This is a genomic window from Microcoleus sp. T2B6, from assembly GCF_036700475.1.
GTDB lineage: Bacteria > Cyanobacteriota > Cyanobacteriia > Cyanobacteriales > Microcoleaceae > Microcoleus.
Window position 1 is genome coordinate 17481 of record NZ_JAUBOZ010000025.1, and the last position, 19411, is coordinate 36891.

A 19411-nucleotide genomic window follows, 5' to 3' on the forward strand; every position below is an offset into this window, starting at 1 on the left:
GGGATTTTTTCACCGGTTGACACTGGCTGCGACAGTTCTTTAGTTATAAATACTTATTGTGCCACTTTCGATGGCGGAATGTTGTCAAATTAGCTCGACATTAATCTAGGCTATAGCTTGAAGGTAGCTAGTACAAGTTTAAGCCAATGTCGTCTCCCAAAGGTCGATCGAGCAAAATTGAATTGAGCGTCTTAGCGTCGCATCCTGAGTTGTTGACAGGTTTAGATGCGTGGCTGCGGCTAGGTTTACTTTCGCCCGCTGAGGTTGAGGAATTGTGCCGACAGTATTTAGTCTGCCCACTCAGAGATCCCGCTGTAGATTTTTCTGAAATTGAAAACCCGCGAGATCCTATTGCCGAGCAAAAAGTACCTGCCTTATCAACGCAAAAAGCAGTACCTAGCAGCCGAGAAAGCGTTGCTAGGCCCACAGAAACTACTCAAACCCCTAATTTTATCGCTCAAATTTTGCACTCACTAATGGCAGAAATTAGCGTGGTGTGGCTGTTGTTTTTAGGAGTGTTCATGGTAGTTGTCTCCTCTGGAGTCTTAGCTGCCAGTCAGTGGGAAAGATTTCCTGCCGCCGGACAATATGGAGTTTTATTAGCTTATACTTTAACCTTTTGGGCGATTAGCAGTTGGGCAAACAGACAGCACAATTTGCACTTGACTGCTCAAACTTTGCAAGAAGTGACGCTGTTGCTAGTGCCGATCAATTTTTGGGCAATGGATACTTTTGGATTGTGGCGGTATCCTTGGGATTGGGCGGTAGCAATCGCAGCGGCACTTATTTTGACTTGGATAACTGCCCGGATTATCAAATATCAATATCAAAGCTTTTCAGGAACAAACATCGCTCGATCGATCGCCCTAAATCACTTGGGATTGAGTTATTTGCACTCTTGGTGGGCCTTGGCCGGCTTTGCCCTTACTGCGGTTTATGTGGGTACAGTGGGAACTGCTGCTGCTACAGTTTATCAAATTCAGCAACAACGATTGCAATCTATCCAACGTGGGGGAAATACTGAAACATTCCCCGCTGCTTTCAGTTTGAGCAGAGATTTTCTGACTTACAAAAAAGCAGCTTTAGTAGCTTATTCGTTAGGAATTTTACTGGGTCGAGCGATATTTATCAAGGATGTAAATCTCGCTGAAATGGGTTTAGCTTTGGCGATTTGTGGCGTACTTTTAGCATGGCTGGATTGGCAGCACCCCCTCACATCTGGGACTATTGAAAACAATATATCCGACCAGCCAAATCCCAGCAACTTTTTTAAATGGCAATTAGCGGGAATGGGTTTGTTGGGTTTGGGATACCTGGTTTGTTTTCGCGACATTCCGCTACAGGCGATCGCAGTTAGCGGATTGGCTGTTTGGTTTTTTTATAACCGTTTAGTGCGGTTTTGGCAAGAGTTTGATTTGGTAATGCTGGAGGCGGTGGGACTTCAGAGTATTTGGCTGTTTTGGCGAGTGCTTCCTTTAGGGATTAAAACACAAGTTGTGGCATTTTTAACTCAGCTTACAAACTCTCAGGAAACTCCTTGGGCTTTTTGGAGTTTTCTGCTGTTGCCTTATTTAATTTTAATGGTAAGTGTGGCGCAGTGGCTCTACCGCAAGCGAAAGTTTCAACTTGCCAGTTTTGGGGAAAACCTTGCTCTCGGTTTGGGGAGTGTTTTAACTGTTATTAGTTTTGTAAATCCGTTTTGGCGATCGCTCAATTTATTAGTCTCTACTTTAATTTTAGGTTGGATCACTTGGAAATACGTAATTTCCGATAATTCCCGGCGTGTTTCGAGGCCGGCTTCTGCTGCTGAACAACCGGAAAATCCGGCAATTTTGGTTCCCCTAACTCACATTATGGGTTTAGGTGCGATCGCATCGGCAATTGACTTATTTTTCCCAAACCTGACACCAAATATTTGGTCTGCAATATTATTAATATTCATGGCGAGTGAATGGGTATTTTTTGTCGGTATGAAAGCGGCCAATTTCCGAGAAAGCTCTGCCTTTTTTCGCTGGCATCCTGCATGGTTCCAAAGTTCCTGGTATCTGGGCTTAGTATTAGCAGGATTTAGCTTTATCTTGTTGCAAAATTATGTGATTGCGGGTACTGCCACTTATCGCCCTCAGTGGAGGTTGCTCTGGCTGGCGACTCCTTTGGCTTTGACTACTGTTGCTAAATATACTGAGGTTCCTCACAAAAAAGTTGCCAGTACCTTTAGTACGATCGCCCTAATATTTGCACAAGTTCTAATTTTTACTTTTCCGGGATATCGGTTAATTGGTTTGGGTTTTGCGGCCGGATTAATGTTGGTCAATACTTACTATTTAGTCGAGATACCAGCGGCTGCGATTGGAGTGGGGTTTGGCTTGAGTTTCGTAGCTGCGGCGATCGATCAATTAGGTTTTGTGTCGGGTTGGGATTGGGGAATTGCCGGGGCGATCGCTCTTTTGTGTCTGTGGTTGCTTCGCAGCATGATTGTTCGTTTTTCCAGCCGTTTACCTGAGTCTTCTCAATTAGCTGAAATTTACGATCGAGCTTTAGATGGGTGGGCCATCTTACTCGCCGGCTTACTGTTAACAACTATTACTTTTTATTCCTATGAACTCTACGCAGCCAGTAGCTTGACTTTCCCGCCCTCTACTGAAGTTTTGGCTGCTATTTTGGTGATAATGGCTGCGATTATTTTCCGAAGTTTACGGCAACTTTCCCCTCTGGCAATTTATGCTTTGGCTTGGAGTTTGGAGTTATTGACAGCAGTGGGTTTGAGTTTTGTCGATCGCACTACGATTAATTTGGCAGTTGCTAATATCGCTCTCGGATTGTTTACTCAATTATTGGGTGATGTGTGGCGGCGCCGCCACCGCGATCGAACAATTTTACCTAGCATTCATTTTATACCTTTGGTTTACGGCGTATTGGGTTTAACTTTCCGATCGCACAGTTTTGCGAATTGGACTGGTTTAACTGTGTTGGGTGCGTCTTTAATTGCGATCGGCATTGGTAGGCGGGAACCAGAATTCAAACCTTTGGTTTATTTGGGATTAATTGGCGTCTCCGTTGCTGCTTACGAATCGCTACTCTATAGACTTTTTCAAACACCAGGAGGAACTCTTGGAGATGGCTTAATTGTCCTGGCAACTCTCGGCACAACTTTAACATATATCTATCGCATTTTATCTCCTTGGCTCAGCAATTATTTACATTTAACTAATGCAGAGTTAAAAATATTTGCTCACCTGCACTGGGTTTTGAGCAGTTTGCTGCTGATTTGGGCTTCTGTGAATGATATTAAATCCGGCTTAAGTTTAGGATTAGTCACTGGTGCTTTATTAGTTCAATATGCTTTCTTGCAAGGGCGAAATAATCTCGATCGCCAATGGGCAGAAATTTGGATTTACTTGGGCTGGCTAGAAGCCTTTGGCATCCGGCTTTATTGGATCAATACGCCTTTAGTTAAGTATATTTCCGGGCCGCTGGGGCCTTGGAAAGTTGCCCTCGCTTCTCTATTTGCCTATTTCATTTACATTTTGCCTTGGGACAACTGGGGTTGGTCAAAAAAACCTTGGCAGGTAATTGCTTCGCTGATTCCAATAGTTACTATTTTGGAAAGTCCGGCTAAGTTTTATCCGATTAGCTTGCTGATAGCTGCTACCTTCTATTTTTTCCTGGCTTGGGAAAGGGAAGAATCCCGTTTTACCTATGTGAGTGTGGCAATAATTGACTGGATATTGCTGCGGTGGTTCTGGCAAATAGGATTGACTCAGCCAGAGTTTTATGTTACTCCTTTAGGACTTTCTTTACTTTACATTGCTCAGTTCGATGGCACTCTCAAATTACCAGCAGAAAAACCGCTGCGCCACACTCTGCGAATGCTCGCCACTGCGCTGATTTGCGGGATGCCTCTTTTTACTCAGCAAAACCACGGTTTAGTTGCGGGGGCTTTTAGTTTGGCGGCTATTGCAGCGGGTTTGGCGCTGCGAGTTCGGGCGTTTTTGTTTGTGGGAACGGGAATTTTTTTAATCAATGTTTTCTATCAGTTGGTGGTTCTAATCTTCGATTATCCGCTGATTAAATGGGCAATGGGTTTGGCTTTTGGCATTGCGTTTATCTGGATTGCTGCTACTTTTGAAACGCGGCGCGATCGCATTTCTGCTGTCGTGCAGCATTGGGTTGTACAATTGCAATCGTGGGATTAAATTTTCCCTTAATCAACTTTTGTTGGGTGGTTAGGGTGGGTTTACCAAAACCCTAACCCTATGATTATTTGTTGATGAACTTTTGAAAAATCGCCCTTTTTTTTTGGGTAAAAAGCTTGACACTGTTAGCTTGACACTGTATTATTTAATAATGGAAATAGTGGCAATTTTAAAAATTAAGTTACTACTCCCATTATCTAAAATATACCTTAAAAGCAAACTAAGATCAATAGGTAAAAATTCCTTTTTTTGCGCCGCGATTTGAGATTGTGAAAGCAGCAAAGGCGATGAAACAGAAAAAGGGCAACTAAAAGGAGCGCCAAATAAATAAATTATGACAACTCAGTTTATGAAGCGCCTGTTCACAGTAAAAGAATATCATCAGATGATTGAATCTGGCATCTTGACAAAAGATGATAAAGTTGAATTGATTCGAGGAGAAATTGTTCAAATGGCCGCCGTCGGTAGAAGGCATACATCTCATGTCAAGCGTCTGACAGAGTTATTCTATATCTGCTTATTATCGAGAGTAACCATTGGAGTTCAAGATCCGGTAGAATTGGACGATCGCTCGGAACCTGAACCGGATATTTCTTTACTGCGGCGGCGCGATGATTTTTACGAATCGGGACATCCTCAGTCTGAGGATATTTTACTAATTGTGGAAGTAGCGGATGCAACCGCTGAAACTGACAGAATTATCAAAATTCCTCTTTATGCGGAAGACAATACTGTAGAAGTTTGGCTGGTAGATATTAACGAGCAATGTGTAGTAGTTTATCGCGAACCTTCTCCCTTGGGATATCAAAATATTCAAAGATTTCAGCGGGGTCAGGTTTTATCAATTCTAGCTTTTCCAGATGTAGAAATTGCTGTAGATAATGTGTTGGGATAACAGAGTCATAACTCATACCATTTTAGATTTTATAATTGGGAATGATATCGTTTCCGGTTGTATCTCATATCTTGCACCATTCTCAAGAACAGGCAAGATGCCTGTTCCACAAAAATTCAATGTTCTTGTGGAACAGGCATATGGCCTGTTCATAAATGGCTACTTGAGAAGGGTGCAAGATATCGGTTGTATCTGAATGATTTAACCGCAGAGGGCGCAGAGAACGCAGAGGGAGAGAATACAGAGAGGAATAATTCCGATGCTACCGAATTTGATATGACTGATTATATAAGGATTTGGAGCTTGCCTAAAGTTGCTTTTTTTAAACGGGTTTCATTTAATTAAAAACCCGGCTTCTCCGAGAAACCGGGTTTTTAATCAACAGTATTTATCCGTTTTTAGAGTGCATTAATGGCTTAATGCGAATTCGGGCAATTTCGGCTCAGATGAACCATCGGGTACTACCTTAACCTGACCGTTTTCATCCACATCAACGATCGCCTTTTGGCCGTCTTTTAGCTTCCCAGACAGCATTTCCTCAGCCAGTACATCTTCCAACAACCGCATGATTGCGCGGCGCAAAGGTCGAGCACCGTAGCTGGGATTGTAGCCTTCTGTAACTAACAAGTCCTTGAACCGGTCTGTCACCGACAAAGTAATACCCTGTTCGGTTAAGCGGCTGAAGACTTGCTGCAACATAATGTCCGCAATCTGCTTGACTTCTTCCCTGTTCAACTGGCGGAAGACGATAATCTCATCCAAGCGGTTGATAAATTCGGGACGGAAAAACTGTTTCAGTTCTTCGTTTACCAAGCTGCGAACGCGGTTGTACTGAACGTCTGTGGCACTGTCAGCAAACTCGAAACCGAGACCGCCGCCGCCTTTTTCAATTACTCGCGAACCGATGTTTGATGTCATGATCAGCAGTGTATTCTTAAAGTCTACTGTCCGACCTTTAGCATCAGTTAAGCGACCGTCTTCCAAGATTTGCAGCATCATGTTGAAGACATCTGGGTGAGCTTTTTCGATTTCGTCGAACAAGATGACTGTGTAAGGACGGCGCCGGACTGCTTCTGTTAGTTGGCCGCCTTCGTCGTAGCCGACGTAACCCGGAGGCGAACCGATGAGTTTGGAAACCGTGTGGCGTTCCATGAATTCGGACATATCTAACCGAATCATGGCTTCTTCGGAACCGAAGAAATATGTTGCTAGGGCTTTTGTAAGTTCCGTTTTGCCGACGCCTGTGGGGCCGGAAAAGATGAAACTGGCGATCGGGCGATTGGGATTTTTCAAGCCTACCCGCGCGCGGCGGATAGCCCTAGAAACTGCGCTGACAGCTTCTTCTTGACCGATCAAGCGCTGGTGCAAAGTGTCTTCCATGTGCAGCAGCAATTCCGATTCGGATTCTGTCAGCTTGCTGACTGGTACTCCCGTCCAATTAGCCACGATGTGGGCGATGTCTTCTTCGGTGACGATGGGAGAAGTTTTGAGTTGGCTTTTGTTGATCGTAGCTTCGGCGATTTCGGCTTCAATTTCTAATTCGCGATCGCGCAATTTTCCAGCTTTGTCGAAGTCTTGCTCGCGCACTGCTGCATCTTTTTCTTTTGTTACTGCAGGCAGTTGCTTTTTGAGCTCTTTAACTTCGGGCGGGGTTTGTGAATTCATCACGCGGACGCGGGAACCTGCTTCGTCAATTAAGTCGATCGCCTTGTCTGGCAAAAACCGATCGTTAATGTATCTGTCTGACAGTGTGGCCGCTGCTTCTAAAGCTGCGTCGGAAATTGTCAGTCTGTGATGCTGTTCGTAAGCCGATCGCAACCCGTACAATATTTCTATTGTTTCAGCCACGCTCGGTTCACCGACTTTGATCGGTTGGAAGCGCCGTTCTAAGGCAGCGTCGCGCTCGATGTGTTTGCGATATTCGTCCAGGGTAGTTGCGCCGACACACTGCAATTCGCCTCTAGCAAGGGCTGGTTTGAGCATATTGGAAGCGTCCATGCTACCTTGAATTGCGCCTGCACCGACTAAGGTGTGAATTTCATCGATTACCAGAATGATGTTGCCGGCAGCACGAATTTCGGCCATGATTTTCGTCAGCCGTTCTTCAAATTCGCCTCGGAACTTTGTACCAGCAATCAGCGAACCCATATCGAGGCTGATTACTTGTTTGTCTTCTAAAATTTCCGGGACGTTTCTATTAACAATCCGCTGGGCTAAGCCTTCGGCGAGGGCGGTTTTGCCGACTCCCGGTTCGCCGACTAACACTGGATTGTTCTTCGTGCGGCGGCCGAGCACTTGGATCACGCGCTCGATTTCATTTTCGCGGCCCACTACGGGATCGAGTTTGCCGGCTGCTGCTAACTTGGTGAGGTTTGTGCCGAATTCTTCTAAAGTCGGGATTTTGCGATCGCCGCTATCTCCCCTACCTCCGGGTACCGCCGCGACTTCTCCCACGGCACGAATTACCTGGGTGCGGACTCTCTGGCGATCGATTCCCAAGTTTTGCAGCACCTTCGCCGCCACCCCTTCATCGTCCTGAATCAGCCCTAGCAGGATGTGCTCGGTGCCGATGTAATTGTGCCCTAACTGCCGCGCTTCGTTGAGGGCCGTCTCAAAAATGCGCTTGACGCGGGGTGTAAAAGGAATTTCCGGCGGGAGGAACCCGGAACCTCTACCGATGATATTTTCAATTTCATTGCGCGCCTCTTTCAAGTTGAGGCCCATATCCAGTAATACTTTTGCAGCGATGCCAGTGCCTTCGCCGACGAGTCCCAGGAGGATTTGCTCGGTGCCTACAAAATTGTGACCGAGGCGTCGCGCTTCCTCTTGGGCTAGCATGATTGCTTTAATGGCTTGTTCTGTAAAGCGTTCAAACATATTTTTTCTATCCTACTGTCTTGGCGAGGGCTGTATCGCTGCTGGTGAGGAGCGATTTGGAACACTACACAAATTATAGATGTAAATTTTTGTGTATTTCCTTCTTTAACAATGTATCTTGCTAAGGAGGTAGGGACAGTGGGGAGACCCGAATAGTAGGGGTGTGGTTGCCGTCCGCTGTCGATCGGATATTAATTGAGAATAATAGTAGCAAAATGGCTTGATTGCATGAATAATATCATTGTTATGTATAAATCATATTCTTGTTCCAGTAAATTAAGCTTGATTTTTGTTTGCCTAAGTACATGGTTGAATGAAGCATATAACAGTTGCCATGTCAAGACTTTTGACGGTTGAGGGTGGTAGTGCCGTCAGCCAACAGCCCACAGTCAACAGCGAACACAGACTAGAATCACATATATTTTCAACTCTCTGCAGAACTCCATGCAATTTCTCTCGCAATACCAAATCCACTCCACTCTCCACGAAGGTATCGAAACAATTATTTATCGAGGAAAAATCCCCACCCACCAGGATACAACCGTACTCAAAATCCTGAAAGCTGAATATCCCACCCTTGATGCAATTACCCGGATCAAGCATGAGTATCGCATTCGCCAACATTTAGACCATCCGGGCCTAGTTAAAGTCCTTAGCCTAGAAACCTTTGACAACCGTCTCGGCTTGCTTTTAGAAGACTTTGAGGGCGAATCTCTCGATCGCCTCCTGTCGAGACAAAAGCTCGAAGTCATCACCTGTTTGACGTTTGGCATCCAACTCATAAAAGCCTTAGAATATCTGCACCTTCAAAAAATTATTCACAAAGATATTAAGCCAAGCAATATCATCATACACAGCGCAACAGGAATTATTAAACTGACAGATTTCGGGATTGCTTCACGCTTGTCCAAAGAAAATCCCCAAATAAATAATATTAACTCTATAGTCGGTACTTTTGCTTATATGTCTCCCGAACAAACCGGGAGAATGAACCGCACCCTCGACTACCGCACCGACTTTTATTCTCTAGGAATCACTTTATATGAAATGCTGACAGGTCAATTGCCATTTATGAGCAACGACCCTTTAGAAATAGTTTACAGTCACATCGCTTCTCAAGCAATTTTGCCGGAGCAAATTAATTCCGACATTCCACCAGCAATTTCACAAATTGTGATGAAGTTAATGGCTAAAAATGCCGAAAATAGATATCAAACAGCCGGCGGCTTGTTAGCCGATTTAGAAATGTGTTTATATCAGTTAGAAACTACAGGGAAGATAGTCGATTTTACGCCAGGAAACTTAGATATATTGAGTCAGTTGTTGATTCCTCAAAAATTGTACGGGCGGGAAACACAAGTCAGCGAACTATTGGCAGCATTTGAACGTGTAGCTAATCCTTGCGACGAAGATTCTTCCCCTTCCCAAATTGAAGTGATTCTAGTTTCTGGTTATGCAGGTATAGGGAAATCGGCCGTAGTTAGCGAAATTCAAAAACCCATCACCAGACAGCGGGGTTATTTTATTTCAGGTAAATTTGACCAATTCCAGCGGAATATACCTTACGCATCTTTAATTCAAGCTTTTCAATCTTTGATCCAGCAGTTACTTACGGAAAATATCAAAAAATTACAAGATTGGCAAGATAAACTTTTAGCCGCACTAGGCGATGCCGGACAAGTAATTATTGACGTGATTCCCGAACTAGAATTGGTAATTGGCAAACAGCCTGCGGTTGCGGAACTTCCCCCCACAGAAGCACAAAACCGCTTTAACAGGCTATTCAAAGAATTTATCCACGTATTCGCGCGAAAAGAGCATCCCTTAGTCATATTTATCGATGACTTGCAGTGGTCAGATTCAGCGACATTGAAATTAATGGAATTGCTGGCGACTGACCCAGATAGCAAATATTTACTATTAATTGGAGCCTATCGAGACCATGAAGTTAGCTCTACACATCCTTTAATGCAAACAGTAGAGTACCTTCAAGAAACGGGGATTATTCTCAACAATTTAGTTCTGGAACCTCTTTCTTTAGCCCAGGTGACTGAGTTGATTTCTGAGACATTGAATGACTCAGAAAGAATTCAACCTTTAGCGGAGTTAATTTGGAATAAGAGTGGTGGCAATCCTTTTTTCTTGACGCAATTGCTCAACACTCTTTATCAAGAAAAACTTTTGAGATTTGACTTTACCGGGCTGCTGTCTCCCGGAATAAAAGGGCAGTGGCAGTGGAACATTGAGGATATTCACGCTATTGGCATCATAGATAAGAGTGTAGTTGAACTGGTAGCCAGTCGGATTCAACAGTTGCCAGAGACTACACAACAAGTTTTGAAATTGGCGGCTTGTGTTGGGGACAAATTCACTTTAGATGTTCTATCTACTGTCAACGAAAAATCTCCGTCAGTCACTGCGACTGAACTCTGGGATGCTTTGCAAGCGGGGTTAATACTTCCATTGAATGAGAGTTACCTCATTCCTTTATTTTTAGATGGAGAAGCCGGATTTAATTTAACTTTCGATTCTTCGCGAATCAGCTATAAATTTTTGCACGATCGTGTCCAGCAAGCTGCATATTCGCTGATTCCTGATGATCAAAAGAAAACCACTCATCTTAGCATCGGTAAATTGCTGTTGGAAAATACGCCACCCGATAAAGTAGAAGAGAAAATTTTTGATATTATCAACCAGTTGAATGTAGGCATTGATTGTCTCAACCTGCAATCAGAAAAAGATGAGTTAGCAGGATTAAATTTAATTGCTGGACATAAGGCAAAAGCAGCTAACGCTTATGAACCCGCTGTTAAGTATTTGAATGTGGGAATTTCCTTATTAGCACCGGATAGCTGGGATTGCAGCTATAGCATGACGCTGCGGTTGTATGTAGAGACGCTGGAAGCGGAATATTTAAACACCAATTTCGAGCAAGCAGAAAATTTGGCGGCAGTGATTTTGCGATCGGCTAAAAACCAGCTTGACATAATAAAAGTGTATCAGCTAAAAATCATATTTTATCAGGCTCAAAGCCAGATGCTACAAGCTGTTGAAACTGGTCTAGAAGTGCTGAAAATGCTGGGAATAAACCTCTTAGACAGCCCAACTATTGCAGTGCCAAAATTGCCGCGAATTGAGGAATTAGAGAACCTGCCAGTTATGACAGATCCTTATCAACTGGCAGCTATGGAAATCCTGACAGCCCTCTATCCTCCTGCTTATATTGCCAAACCAGAAATTGTCTCCTCCCTCGTCTTGACTATGGTCAATCTTTGTATCGAACGCGGTCATTCAGCATTAGCTACTTTTCCCTATACTCTTTATGGAATGATGCTGTGCGGCGTCGAAGGCGACATCGAAGCTGGCTACTACGCTGGATTAATCGCTTTAAAGCTGCTAGAACAATTTAATGCTAGCCAACAAAAAGCTAAGGTTTATGTAATATTTAATGCTCATATAAGAATCTGGAAAGAGTCTACTAAAAATACACTTACTTCCTTTATAGAAGGAATGAAAGTTGGTGTCGAGACTGGGGATTTAGAATGGGCAGTTTATAATTCTATGCACTATATTACCAATTTATTTTTGGTGGGAGAACCGCTAGAGTCGGTCAAAGAAAAGCAAACCTTTTATATGGACTTTCTGCTAAAAAATAGACACGAATTTGCCATAGGTTATGCTAAAATTTGGCAAGTAATTGCTTCAAGCTTAAGAAGCAAAACATCAGAGCAAGTACGGTTAGTTAGCGACAGGTTGGATGAACCTGCTGTGATGTCGCGTTGGCACAAAGAAAATAATCGAATGTCGCTGTTTGCAGCTTATGTTGCTAAATTGATGCTGCTTTATTTACTTAAAGATTATGCTGGGGCTGTTGCCAGCGGTAAATTAGCGGCAGAATACGCAGATGGGGCGATCGGCTTAATCACTGTTGGGGTACACAATTTCTACTATTCGCTGGCCCTCCTGGCTAACTATCCTGACAGTGACAATCAAGAAGCAGACTTAGCTATTGTTAACTATAATCAGCAAATCATGAAAAAGTGGGCCTACCATGCACCCATGAATTATCAGCACAAGTACGACTTAGTTGAAGCTGAGAAAGCTAGAATTTTTAGCGATAAACTTGCAGCAATGGATTATTATGACTTCGCTATTAAAGGAGCTGCTGCTAACGGTTACATCCAAGAAGAAGCATTAGCATATGAATTAGCTGGAGAGTTTTATCAATCTTTGGATAAAGAGATAATTTCTCGCTCTTATCTGACCAAAGCTTATTATGCCTACATCCGCTGGGGAGCTATAGCAAAAGTTAAATACTTAGAATCCCGTTATCATTATTTAGTCGATCGCAATCAAGGAGCAATATCTAAAAATGTTGATCTCATGACTGCTACCACTACTGTTGACAATAGCTTGATGCTGGATTTACCAACAGTTGTCAAAGCATCTCAAGCTGTTTCGAGCGAAATTATCCTCAGCCGTTTGCTAGAGAAACTCGTACAGCTTGTGAAGGAAAACGCAGGCGCTCAAAAAGTATTATTTCTTGCCAAGACAGGTAATCAATTATTCATAGAAGCTGGAGTTACAGGTGAGTTAAATGATGTAACTCTGTTACAATCTATCCCGATTGCCGAATCCGAGATTCTGCCCATTTCCTTAATTAACTATGTAGAAAGAACCCAACAATACTTGGTTTTAGACGATGCTACCCGATCCGATCAATTCCAATTTGACCCGTATATTGCCACCAATAAACCCCTATCTATCCTGGTATTGCCGATTATCCATCAAGGCAACCTTACGGGAATTTTTTATTTAGAAAATAATTTAACAAAAGGTGCTTTTACTAGCGACAGGCTAGAAATTTTGGGAATATTGTCTGCACAAGCAGCTATTTCTCTAGAAAATGCCCGTTTTTATACTATTCTGGAAACGCGAGTAGCGCAAAGAACTGAGAAATTGCAAACTGCATTGGAAGAACTCCGCCACACTCAATTGCAGCTAATTCAAAGTGAAAAAATGTCCAGTTTAGGGCAAGTCGTCGGGGGAATTGCTCACGAAATTAATAACCCGATTAATTTTATTTATGGAAATTTACATTACACCAATGAATACGCTGAAAACTTACTAGATTTACTACGTTTATACCAAAATCATTACCCAAATCCCGTGCAAGAAATAGTCAATGAAACAGAGCAAATAGATTTAGATTTTTTGATGACTGATTTCACTAAAATGATAGATTCAATGAGAGTTGGTGCTGCGAGAGTTCGCGATATCGTGCTGTCGCTGCGAAACTTTTCTCGGCTAGATGAATCAGATAGAAAATGGGTTAATCTCCACGAAGGTATCGACAGCACGTTGATGATTTTGGATCACAAATTAATTGATATTCAAGTGCTCAAGGAGTACGGCAATTTGCCTTTAGTGAACTGCTATCCGGGAGAAATTAATCAGGTTTTTATGAATGTACTGACTAATGCTATTGATGCTTTGTCTCGCGAAAAAAGAGGGAGGGAAGTTGACTCGACAATTCAGATTTGCACTGAAGTCGCCGAAGGAAATCAAGTAGCAATTCGCATTGTAGATAATGGTGTGGGGATGAGTTCGGAGGTATTGGGTAAAATATTTGACCCGTTTTTTACTACTAAAGAGGTAGGTAAGGGGACGGGTTTGGGATTGTCTATCAGTTATCAAATTGTGGTAGAACAACATGGAGGAAAGCTAATTTGCAAGTCGGAACCCGGAGAGGGAAGCGAGGTTAGTATTTTCCTTCCGTATTGATGAATTAAAGCCATCGTGAAAGCAACTGTTCAACTACTTTCACAAAGCCGATCGCAATTTGAATCAACGGCCAACCCACAAAACAAATTAACACCGCCCAGCGAGTTTGAATATCCAAACCTTGGCGAACCGCCACAATTACAGCTAGCAAACTCCACACAGCTAATATCCGCTCAATTCCTTCTCCCAGCAAGGGAATTAGCGTTAAAAAATTCAGCACTTGTGGCGCGTAAGCAAAGCCGATCGGAACCAACAACTCCCCATAAGTTACGTGCCCCTGCTTCAGCCACTCTCCGATTTTAAAGATAGTGAAAGTCCAAAAATAATAACCCCCCGCGATTGCCAAACCATCTATCCAAAGTGCTAAAAATAACACTGATAGCTCAGTTCGATTGATTAACAAAATGACAGCGCTGCCCAACACGCGGGACAGCGCAGCTAAAATTACAATTGTTAAAGCTATCCGCTTAGTTCTGCGAGTGTAGGGAGTTTTTTCGTAAAAATTGCCATTCAAAGAAAGTGCGTTCCAAAGGGTTGCCCCCAAGCCTGCAATTGAATCTTCTCCCTTCACGTTGAACTCCTGCTCCTCAAGATAGTTGACAACTTTTACAAAATAAGCTCTAATACAGCAGAATCACCGAACTATTTCTAGATAATTAGGTAATTAATTGGCATTCTACCAGATTTTATTAAATGCTAAGATTGATTTTACGGATACTTGCATGGCTGCGCGGGGGAAGTTTAAATTTGTTGCTCATCGCAGGTGTAATCCTGTTAGTTTGGGGCATTCTTTCGCCGGTGGGAACTGTTATATGGTGGCTGAATCAAAGTGCCGAAACGTTTGGTATCAAGAAAAATCCGCCGGAGATATTGCCCTCAAACAAGGGCAATTTAGAAGCCCGCAAGTCTTCGCAGATCAATTGTTATATCATCTTTTTACCGGGAGTTGGCGATTTTTCGGGGGATGAATTAACCCCTGGTGAAGAGTTTTTTCTCAAGCGTTTAGTTAAAAGTCACCCGCAGTGCGTAGCAGTGGGCGATGTTTTTCCTTATTCAGCGTCTAACAAAAGTTTAGGAGGAGAGCGGTGGCTAGCTCCTTTTTGGCGGTTTGCAGAACAGGCAAAAAGCGGGCCGATTGCGGGGGATATATTCATCAAAATTCGCAATCTCTGGAGGTTTGCAATTTCTCTAGATTATCGCTACGGATTTGCATACAATCAGGGAATGGCTAAGGCAATTATAGAGCGCATGAATGCTCAATCTCCCATTTCAGTTAATCCTCAAAAGCCTTTGAAAGTTATTTTAATTGGCACTAGCGGCGGCGCACAAGTTGCTTTGGGTGCTACTCGCTATCTTAAAGAATGGCTGAAGGCAGAAATTACGGTTGTTTCGGTTGGGGGCGTCTTTTCGGGAGAAAATGGTTTTGCAGAGGCCGATCGCATTTTCCACTTTCGCGGCACCCGCGATTCAATTGAGGATATTGGCGGCATAGTTTTTCCGAGTCGCTGGTACTGGTACGCGACTTCTCCTTTCAACCAAGCTCGTTTGCAAGGCCGCTATGCAGCAGCTTTGAGCGGCCCTCACAAGCACGACGGCGATGAGGGATATTTTGGGGAAAATCTAGCAGCGGACGGTAAAAAGTATGTAGATATAACCCTCGACAAGATTAATCAATTGCCTGTTTGGTCTGAGGGTGCGTCCGATTGATGGGTTCTTGCATATTCGATAGTCATTAGTTATTAATTGTGTCATTGTTGGTTGTGCGTCCCTTGAAGCTTGGCCTTGTTGCCTTCCCGTCTCTACCTCCAATTCCCGATGCCCGATGCCCGATGCCCGATGCCCAATTCCCAATTCCCAATTCCTAATTCCCTATTATCAATGTCTCGACCAACATTATATATTGCCATCACAAATCACGGATTCGGGCACGCTGTCCGAGTCTCCTCCGTAGCTGCAAAAATTCAAGAATTAAATCCAGATATCTTACTAATTATCACAACAACAGCACCTCGCTGGCTGCTAGAATCTTATATTACGGGCGACTTTATCCACCGTCCCCGCGCTTTTGATGTCGGAGTCGTGCAAGCTGACAGTTTGAATATGGATAAAGATGCGACGCTGGAAAAATTGCGGGAAATTCGGAAAAAGCAAAATTCCCTAATCGCCAGCGAAGTTACTTTTATCAAGCAAAATCGGGTGGGTTTGGTGCTGGCAGATATTCCTCCTTTGGCAACGCGAATGGCGGCAGCGGCTGGGGTTCCCTGCTGGATGATGAGCAATTTTGGGTGGGATTTTATCTATCGCGATTGGGGCGGGGAATTTGTAGAAATGGCAGATTGGATTGGTGAATGTTTCGGAATGTGCGATCGACTTTTTCGTCTTCCTTTGCACGAACCGATGCCAGCTTTCCCAAATATTCAAGATGTGGGCTTGACTGGCGGTAATCCTCGCTACACTAACGAAAAAATTCGGGAAGTATTCGGCATCGAAACACCGCTGGAAAAAACTGTATTGCTGACTTTCGGCGGATTGGGTTTAGAGGAAATTCCTTATCAAAATTTACAGCAATTTAGCGACTGGCAATTTATTACTTTTGATGCTGGATCTCCCGATTTGCCGAATTTGATTAAAGTCAAAAATCAGGAGTTTGCACAATCTTTCCCGATTTTACCGCGTCCGGTTGATATTATGCCTGTCTGCGGGCGCTTAGTTTCTAAACCGGGATACAGCACTTTTGCGGAAGCTTTGCGTTTGGAAATACCTGTTGTTTCTATAAGGAGAGAAGGTTTTGCAGAAGCTGCGGTGTTGCTGGAAGGGATTCAAAATTATGCGGAACATCAAATTTTGACGGCGACGGAGTTTTTTGAGGGGGATTGGGAGTTTTTGCGACAACCGCTGCATCCGCCCTGTTTGTCGGATAAATTGGATAAAAATGGTACGGAGGATATCGCCCAAGCTGTTGTAGACTATTTTTCATAAGTGCGATTAGAAATCGATCTTATACAAACAAAGTCTACCTCCGCCAACAGAAGAGTTTGGCATCAGTCTCATCCAAAATCTAAAATCTAAAATCTACAATCTACAATCGAATGAATCACTATCAACAGATACTCAAGATTCAAACTACCGGGAAATCTCTGTCCAAAATCACTCCTAAGATAGAAGATGCGGTGGCGAATTCAGGTATTAAAACAGGACTTTGTAGCTTGTTTTTGCGTCACACTTCTGCTAGTTTGGTGATTCAAGAAAATGCTGACCCGGATGTACTTAAGGATTTGGCTAACTTTTTGGCTAAACTGGTACCGGAGGACGATCGCTACATTCACGATGCCGAAGGCCCAGACGATATGCCGGCGCACATTCGCACGGCGCTGACTCATACTTCTGAACAAATCCCGATCGATCGCGGCAGGTTGCTGTTAGGAACTTGGCAGGGAATTTACCTGTGGGAACACCGCCAGCGGGGTCACATTCGCGAATTAGTTGTTCACGTCAGCGGCACTTGATCGGAATTTGTACCTCGCTGATTTTAGTTGCTTCCGGCGTCATCGGGGAATTGTAAAAAAAGCGACGCGGCGGCCCGACTATTTCATATTCGGGATGTTCTTGAAGCCAATCTTTAAGTTTCTGGAGGTTATTTTCGTAGCTTTCCCAAGTGTAGGCCCCGCGCACGCCGATGCTGACAACCGTCATCGGCGAAGTATCCGTGATTTCTACAGCGGAGTTAACGCTACTGGGGGCGATATTTGGTGCGGGATAGAGGAACGAAACTTCTGCTTGGGGAACTGCATCGATTTGCCCGGAAGTTTCCGTGTAGCGCGCTTCTACTGGTGTTGTCATCGCAATTTGGTTGTTGCTGATGTGTTGAAATAAGGGATTGAAGGCGATGCCAGTTGCTTGTCGCAAATCGCCCGCGTGGGTGTAGGTGACAGCGCGGTACTGAGGATATTGCTTAACTTCTATCACCCCAATCTGTGCGGGTTCAGGGAATCCAGTAGGTAATACCATTTGAGATTTAAAAGTTGAGATTTTACATTCAAGAAGGGGGAAAGACTGACTCTGCAAGGGTTTGGAACTTGCTTACAGTTGCATGGTTTTTGGCAACTGCTATAAATAGGCTGAGATTGTTTGCAGACAATCGTTCAGGCGGCACAATTAGTTTAGCAGTTATTTAAGGCGCTGCTAACTGTCGATCGCCTAGAATTAGTTGAGAGATTATCAATTAACCTCGTAATAATACGGACGGCACTGAGTAAGCACAGAAACATTAATCTAGTTGTGCTTGAAAAATTAGCGTTTTTCAGGTGTTTGCTATTTGTGTCGGAAAATATTCCGCTGTTTGGTCGATCGAGCTGTGCGTTCTCAGTTATTGGGACGCTGATCGCGTTCAGTAACGCCTATCAATTATACCGCTTTCAGGGAATGACGTATGAAAAAGATTCTAGTGATTGAGGACGAGCAAGTAATTCGCGAGAATATTCTCAAACTTCTTAAAGCTGAAGGTTTCGACGTGACGGGTGCAGAAAATGGATCGCAAGGTTTATATGCGGCGGTGTCAAATGTTCCCGACGTGATTATTTGCGACGTGATGATGCCAGAACTTGACGGGTATGGGGTGCTGGTGGCCTTGCGATCTAATCCTGTTACTGCTACAGTACCTTTTGTTTTTCTCACCGGTAAAGCCGATCGCTCTGAAATGCGGCAAGGTATGGAATTGGGCGCCGATGATTACCTGACTAAACCTTTTAGTAAAGCTGAGCTTGTGGGGGCGATATCGAGCCGCTTGAAAAAACAAGAAGCTGTCGCCGAACAGTACAATACTTTGCGATCGCAAAGCAGCGAATTGATCCAAGATGCCGCCGACAAATTAGAGCGGATAAAAACAAGTTTGTGCGACGCACTGGAACGAGAAGAATTCCAAGTTTATTATCAGCCGCAGGTCAATGTCCACACGGGTAAAATTATCAGCGCCGAAGCTTTAGTGCGCTGGCTGCATCCAGAAAAAGGGCTGATTTCGCCCGCAGAATTTATTCCCCATGCCGAAGCAACTGGCTTCATTGTACAGTTAGGGGAGTGGGTTTTGCAGACAGCTTGCAGGCAAATGCAAGTTTGGGAAAATGCTGGTTTTTCGGGGCTGCGGGTAGCGGTGAATCTGTCGCCACGCCAATTTCACCAACCGGATCTCAGCACCAGAGTTGCCCAAATTTTAGCAGAGACTGGTTTGCAAGCGAGCAGTTTAGAATTAGAGCTGACAGAAAGTTTGATGGTAGAAGATGCGGAAAGTGCGATCGCGACTTTGCAACATTTGAAAAATTTGGGAGTTTGTATATCTCTTGACGATTTCGGAACTGGGTATTCTTCTTTAAGCTATCTGACGCAATACCCCTTCGATACTTTAAAAATAGACCGCTGTTTTATCAGCAATATCACCGATGGTTGCACAAATGCAGCGATTGTCAAAGCTATTATTGAAATGGCGCACAGTCTCTGTCTTGAGGTAATTGCCGAAGGAGTTGAAACAGAAGCCGAAAAAGATTTTCTCTGGCGCTATAAGTGCGATATAATGCAAGGATATTTGTTCAGTCCTCCTTTGGCGGCAGCGGATTTTGAACAGTTGTTGATGGCAGGAAAATAGAAGATTGGTTAAATCAATATTGGT

At 43.8% G+C, this 19411-nt stretch carries 10 protein-coding genes; 7 read left to right on the top strand and 3 right to left on the bottom strand.

All coding sequences use genetic code 11. From position 1 onward, the window contains the following. The first annotated feature begins 146 nt into the window (after nt 1–146). Both QUA00_RS13710 and QUA00_RS13715 read left to right on the top strand, forming a co-directional pair. On the top strand, nt 147–4196 hold the full coding sequence (locus QUA00_RS13710) for a hypothetical protein (protein ID WP_333409966.1): 4050 nt from the start codon (nt 147–149) through the stop codon (nt 4194–4196). 334 nt (nt 4197–4530) lie between these two features. Continuing rightward, nucleotides 4531–5091, top strand: a complete 561-nt coding sequence (locus tag QUA00_RS13715) for a Uma2 family endonuclease (protein ID WP_333307930.1) — start codon at nt 4531–4533, stop codon at nt 5089–5091. 408 nt (nt 5092–5499) lie between these two features. Here the strand turns inward: QUA00_RS13715 and QUA00_RS13720 are convergent, their stop codons facing one another. Next, the gene (locus tag QUA00_RS13720; protein ID WP_333409967.1) at nt 5500–7968 is read right to left on the bottom strand and encodes an ATP-dependent Clp protease ATP-binding subunit; all 2469 of its coding nucleotides are present in this window, start codon (nt 7966–7968) and stop codon (nt 5500–5502) included. Nucleotides 7969–8412: 444 nt separating this feature from the next. Between QUA00_RS13720 and QUA00_RS13725 the strand changes: the two genes are divergently transcribed. Then, nucleotides 8413–13752: an AAA family ATPase gene (locus tag QUA00_RS13725; protein ID WP_333409968.1), complete on the top strand. Its 5340-nt coding sequence runs from the start codon at nt 8413–8415 to the stop codon at nt 13750–13752. A gap of 4 nt (nt 13753–13756) precedes the next feature. Here QUA00_RS13725 and QUA00_RS13730 read toward each other — a convergent pair whose 3' ends face one another. Beyond that, entirely contained in the window at nt 13757–14323 is a 567-nt protein-coding gene (locus tag QUA00_RS13730) for a hypothetical protein (protein WP_333146397.1), read from the bottom strand. Between the two features lie 122 nt (nt 14324–14445). Here QUA00_RS13730 and QUA00_RS13735 point away from each other — a divergent pair, with 122 nt between their 5' ends. From QUA00_RS13735 to QUA00_RS13745, 3 genes are all read left to right on the top strand, one after another. Next, on the top strand, nt 14446–15459 hold the full coding sequence (locus QUA00_RS13735; protein ID WP_333409969.1) for a hypothetical protein: 1014 nt from the start codon (nt 14446–14448) through the stop codon (nt 15457–15459). A gap of 171 nt (nt 15460–15630) precedes the next feature. Beyond that, the gene (locus QUA00_RS13740; RefSeq protein WP_333409970.1) at nt 15631–16731 is read left to right on the top strand and encodes a glycosyl transferase; all 1101 of its coding nucleotides are present in this window, start codon (nt 15631–15633) and stop codon (nt 16729–16731) included. A gap of 110 nt (nt 16732–16841) precedes the next feature. After that, on the top strand, nt 16842–17258 hold the full coding sequence (locus QUA00_RS13745) for a secondary thiamine-phosphate synthase enzyme YjbQ (protein ID WP_006631723.1): 417 nt from the start codon (nt 16842–16844) through the stop codon (nt 17256–17258). Here the strand turns inward: QUA00_RS13745 and QUA00_RS13750 are convergent. After that, the gene (locus QUA00_RS13750) at nt 17245–17760 is read right to left on the bottom strand and encodes a heme-binding protein (RefSeq protein WP_333102701.1); all 516 of its coding nucleotides are present in this window, start codon (nt 17758–17760) and stop codon (nt 17245–17247) included. The two genes, QUA00_RS13745 and QUA00_RS13750, sit on opposite strands and share 14 nt — an antisense overlap. A 421-nt stretch (nt 17761–18181) precedes the next feature. Between QUA00_RS13750 and QUA00_RS13755 the strand changes: the two genes are divergently transcribed. Further along, nucleotides 18182–19387, top strand: a complete 1206-nt coding sequence (locus tag QUA00_RS13755) for an EAL domain-containing response regulator (RefSeq protein ID WP_333409971.1) — start codon at nt 18182–18184, stop codon at nt 19385–19387. Nucleotides 19388–19411 lie beyond the last annotated feature (24 nt).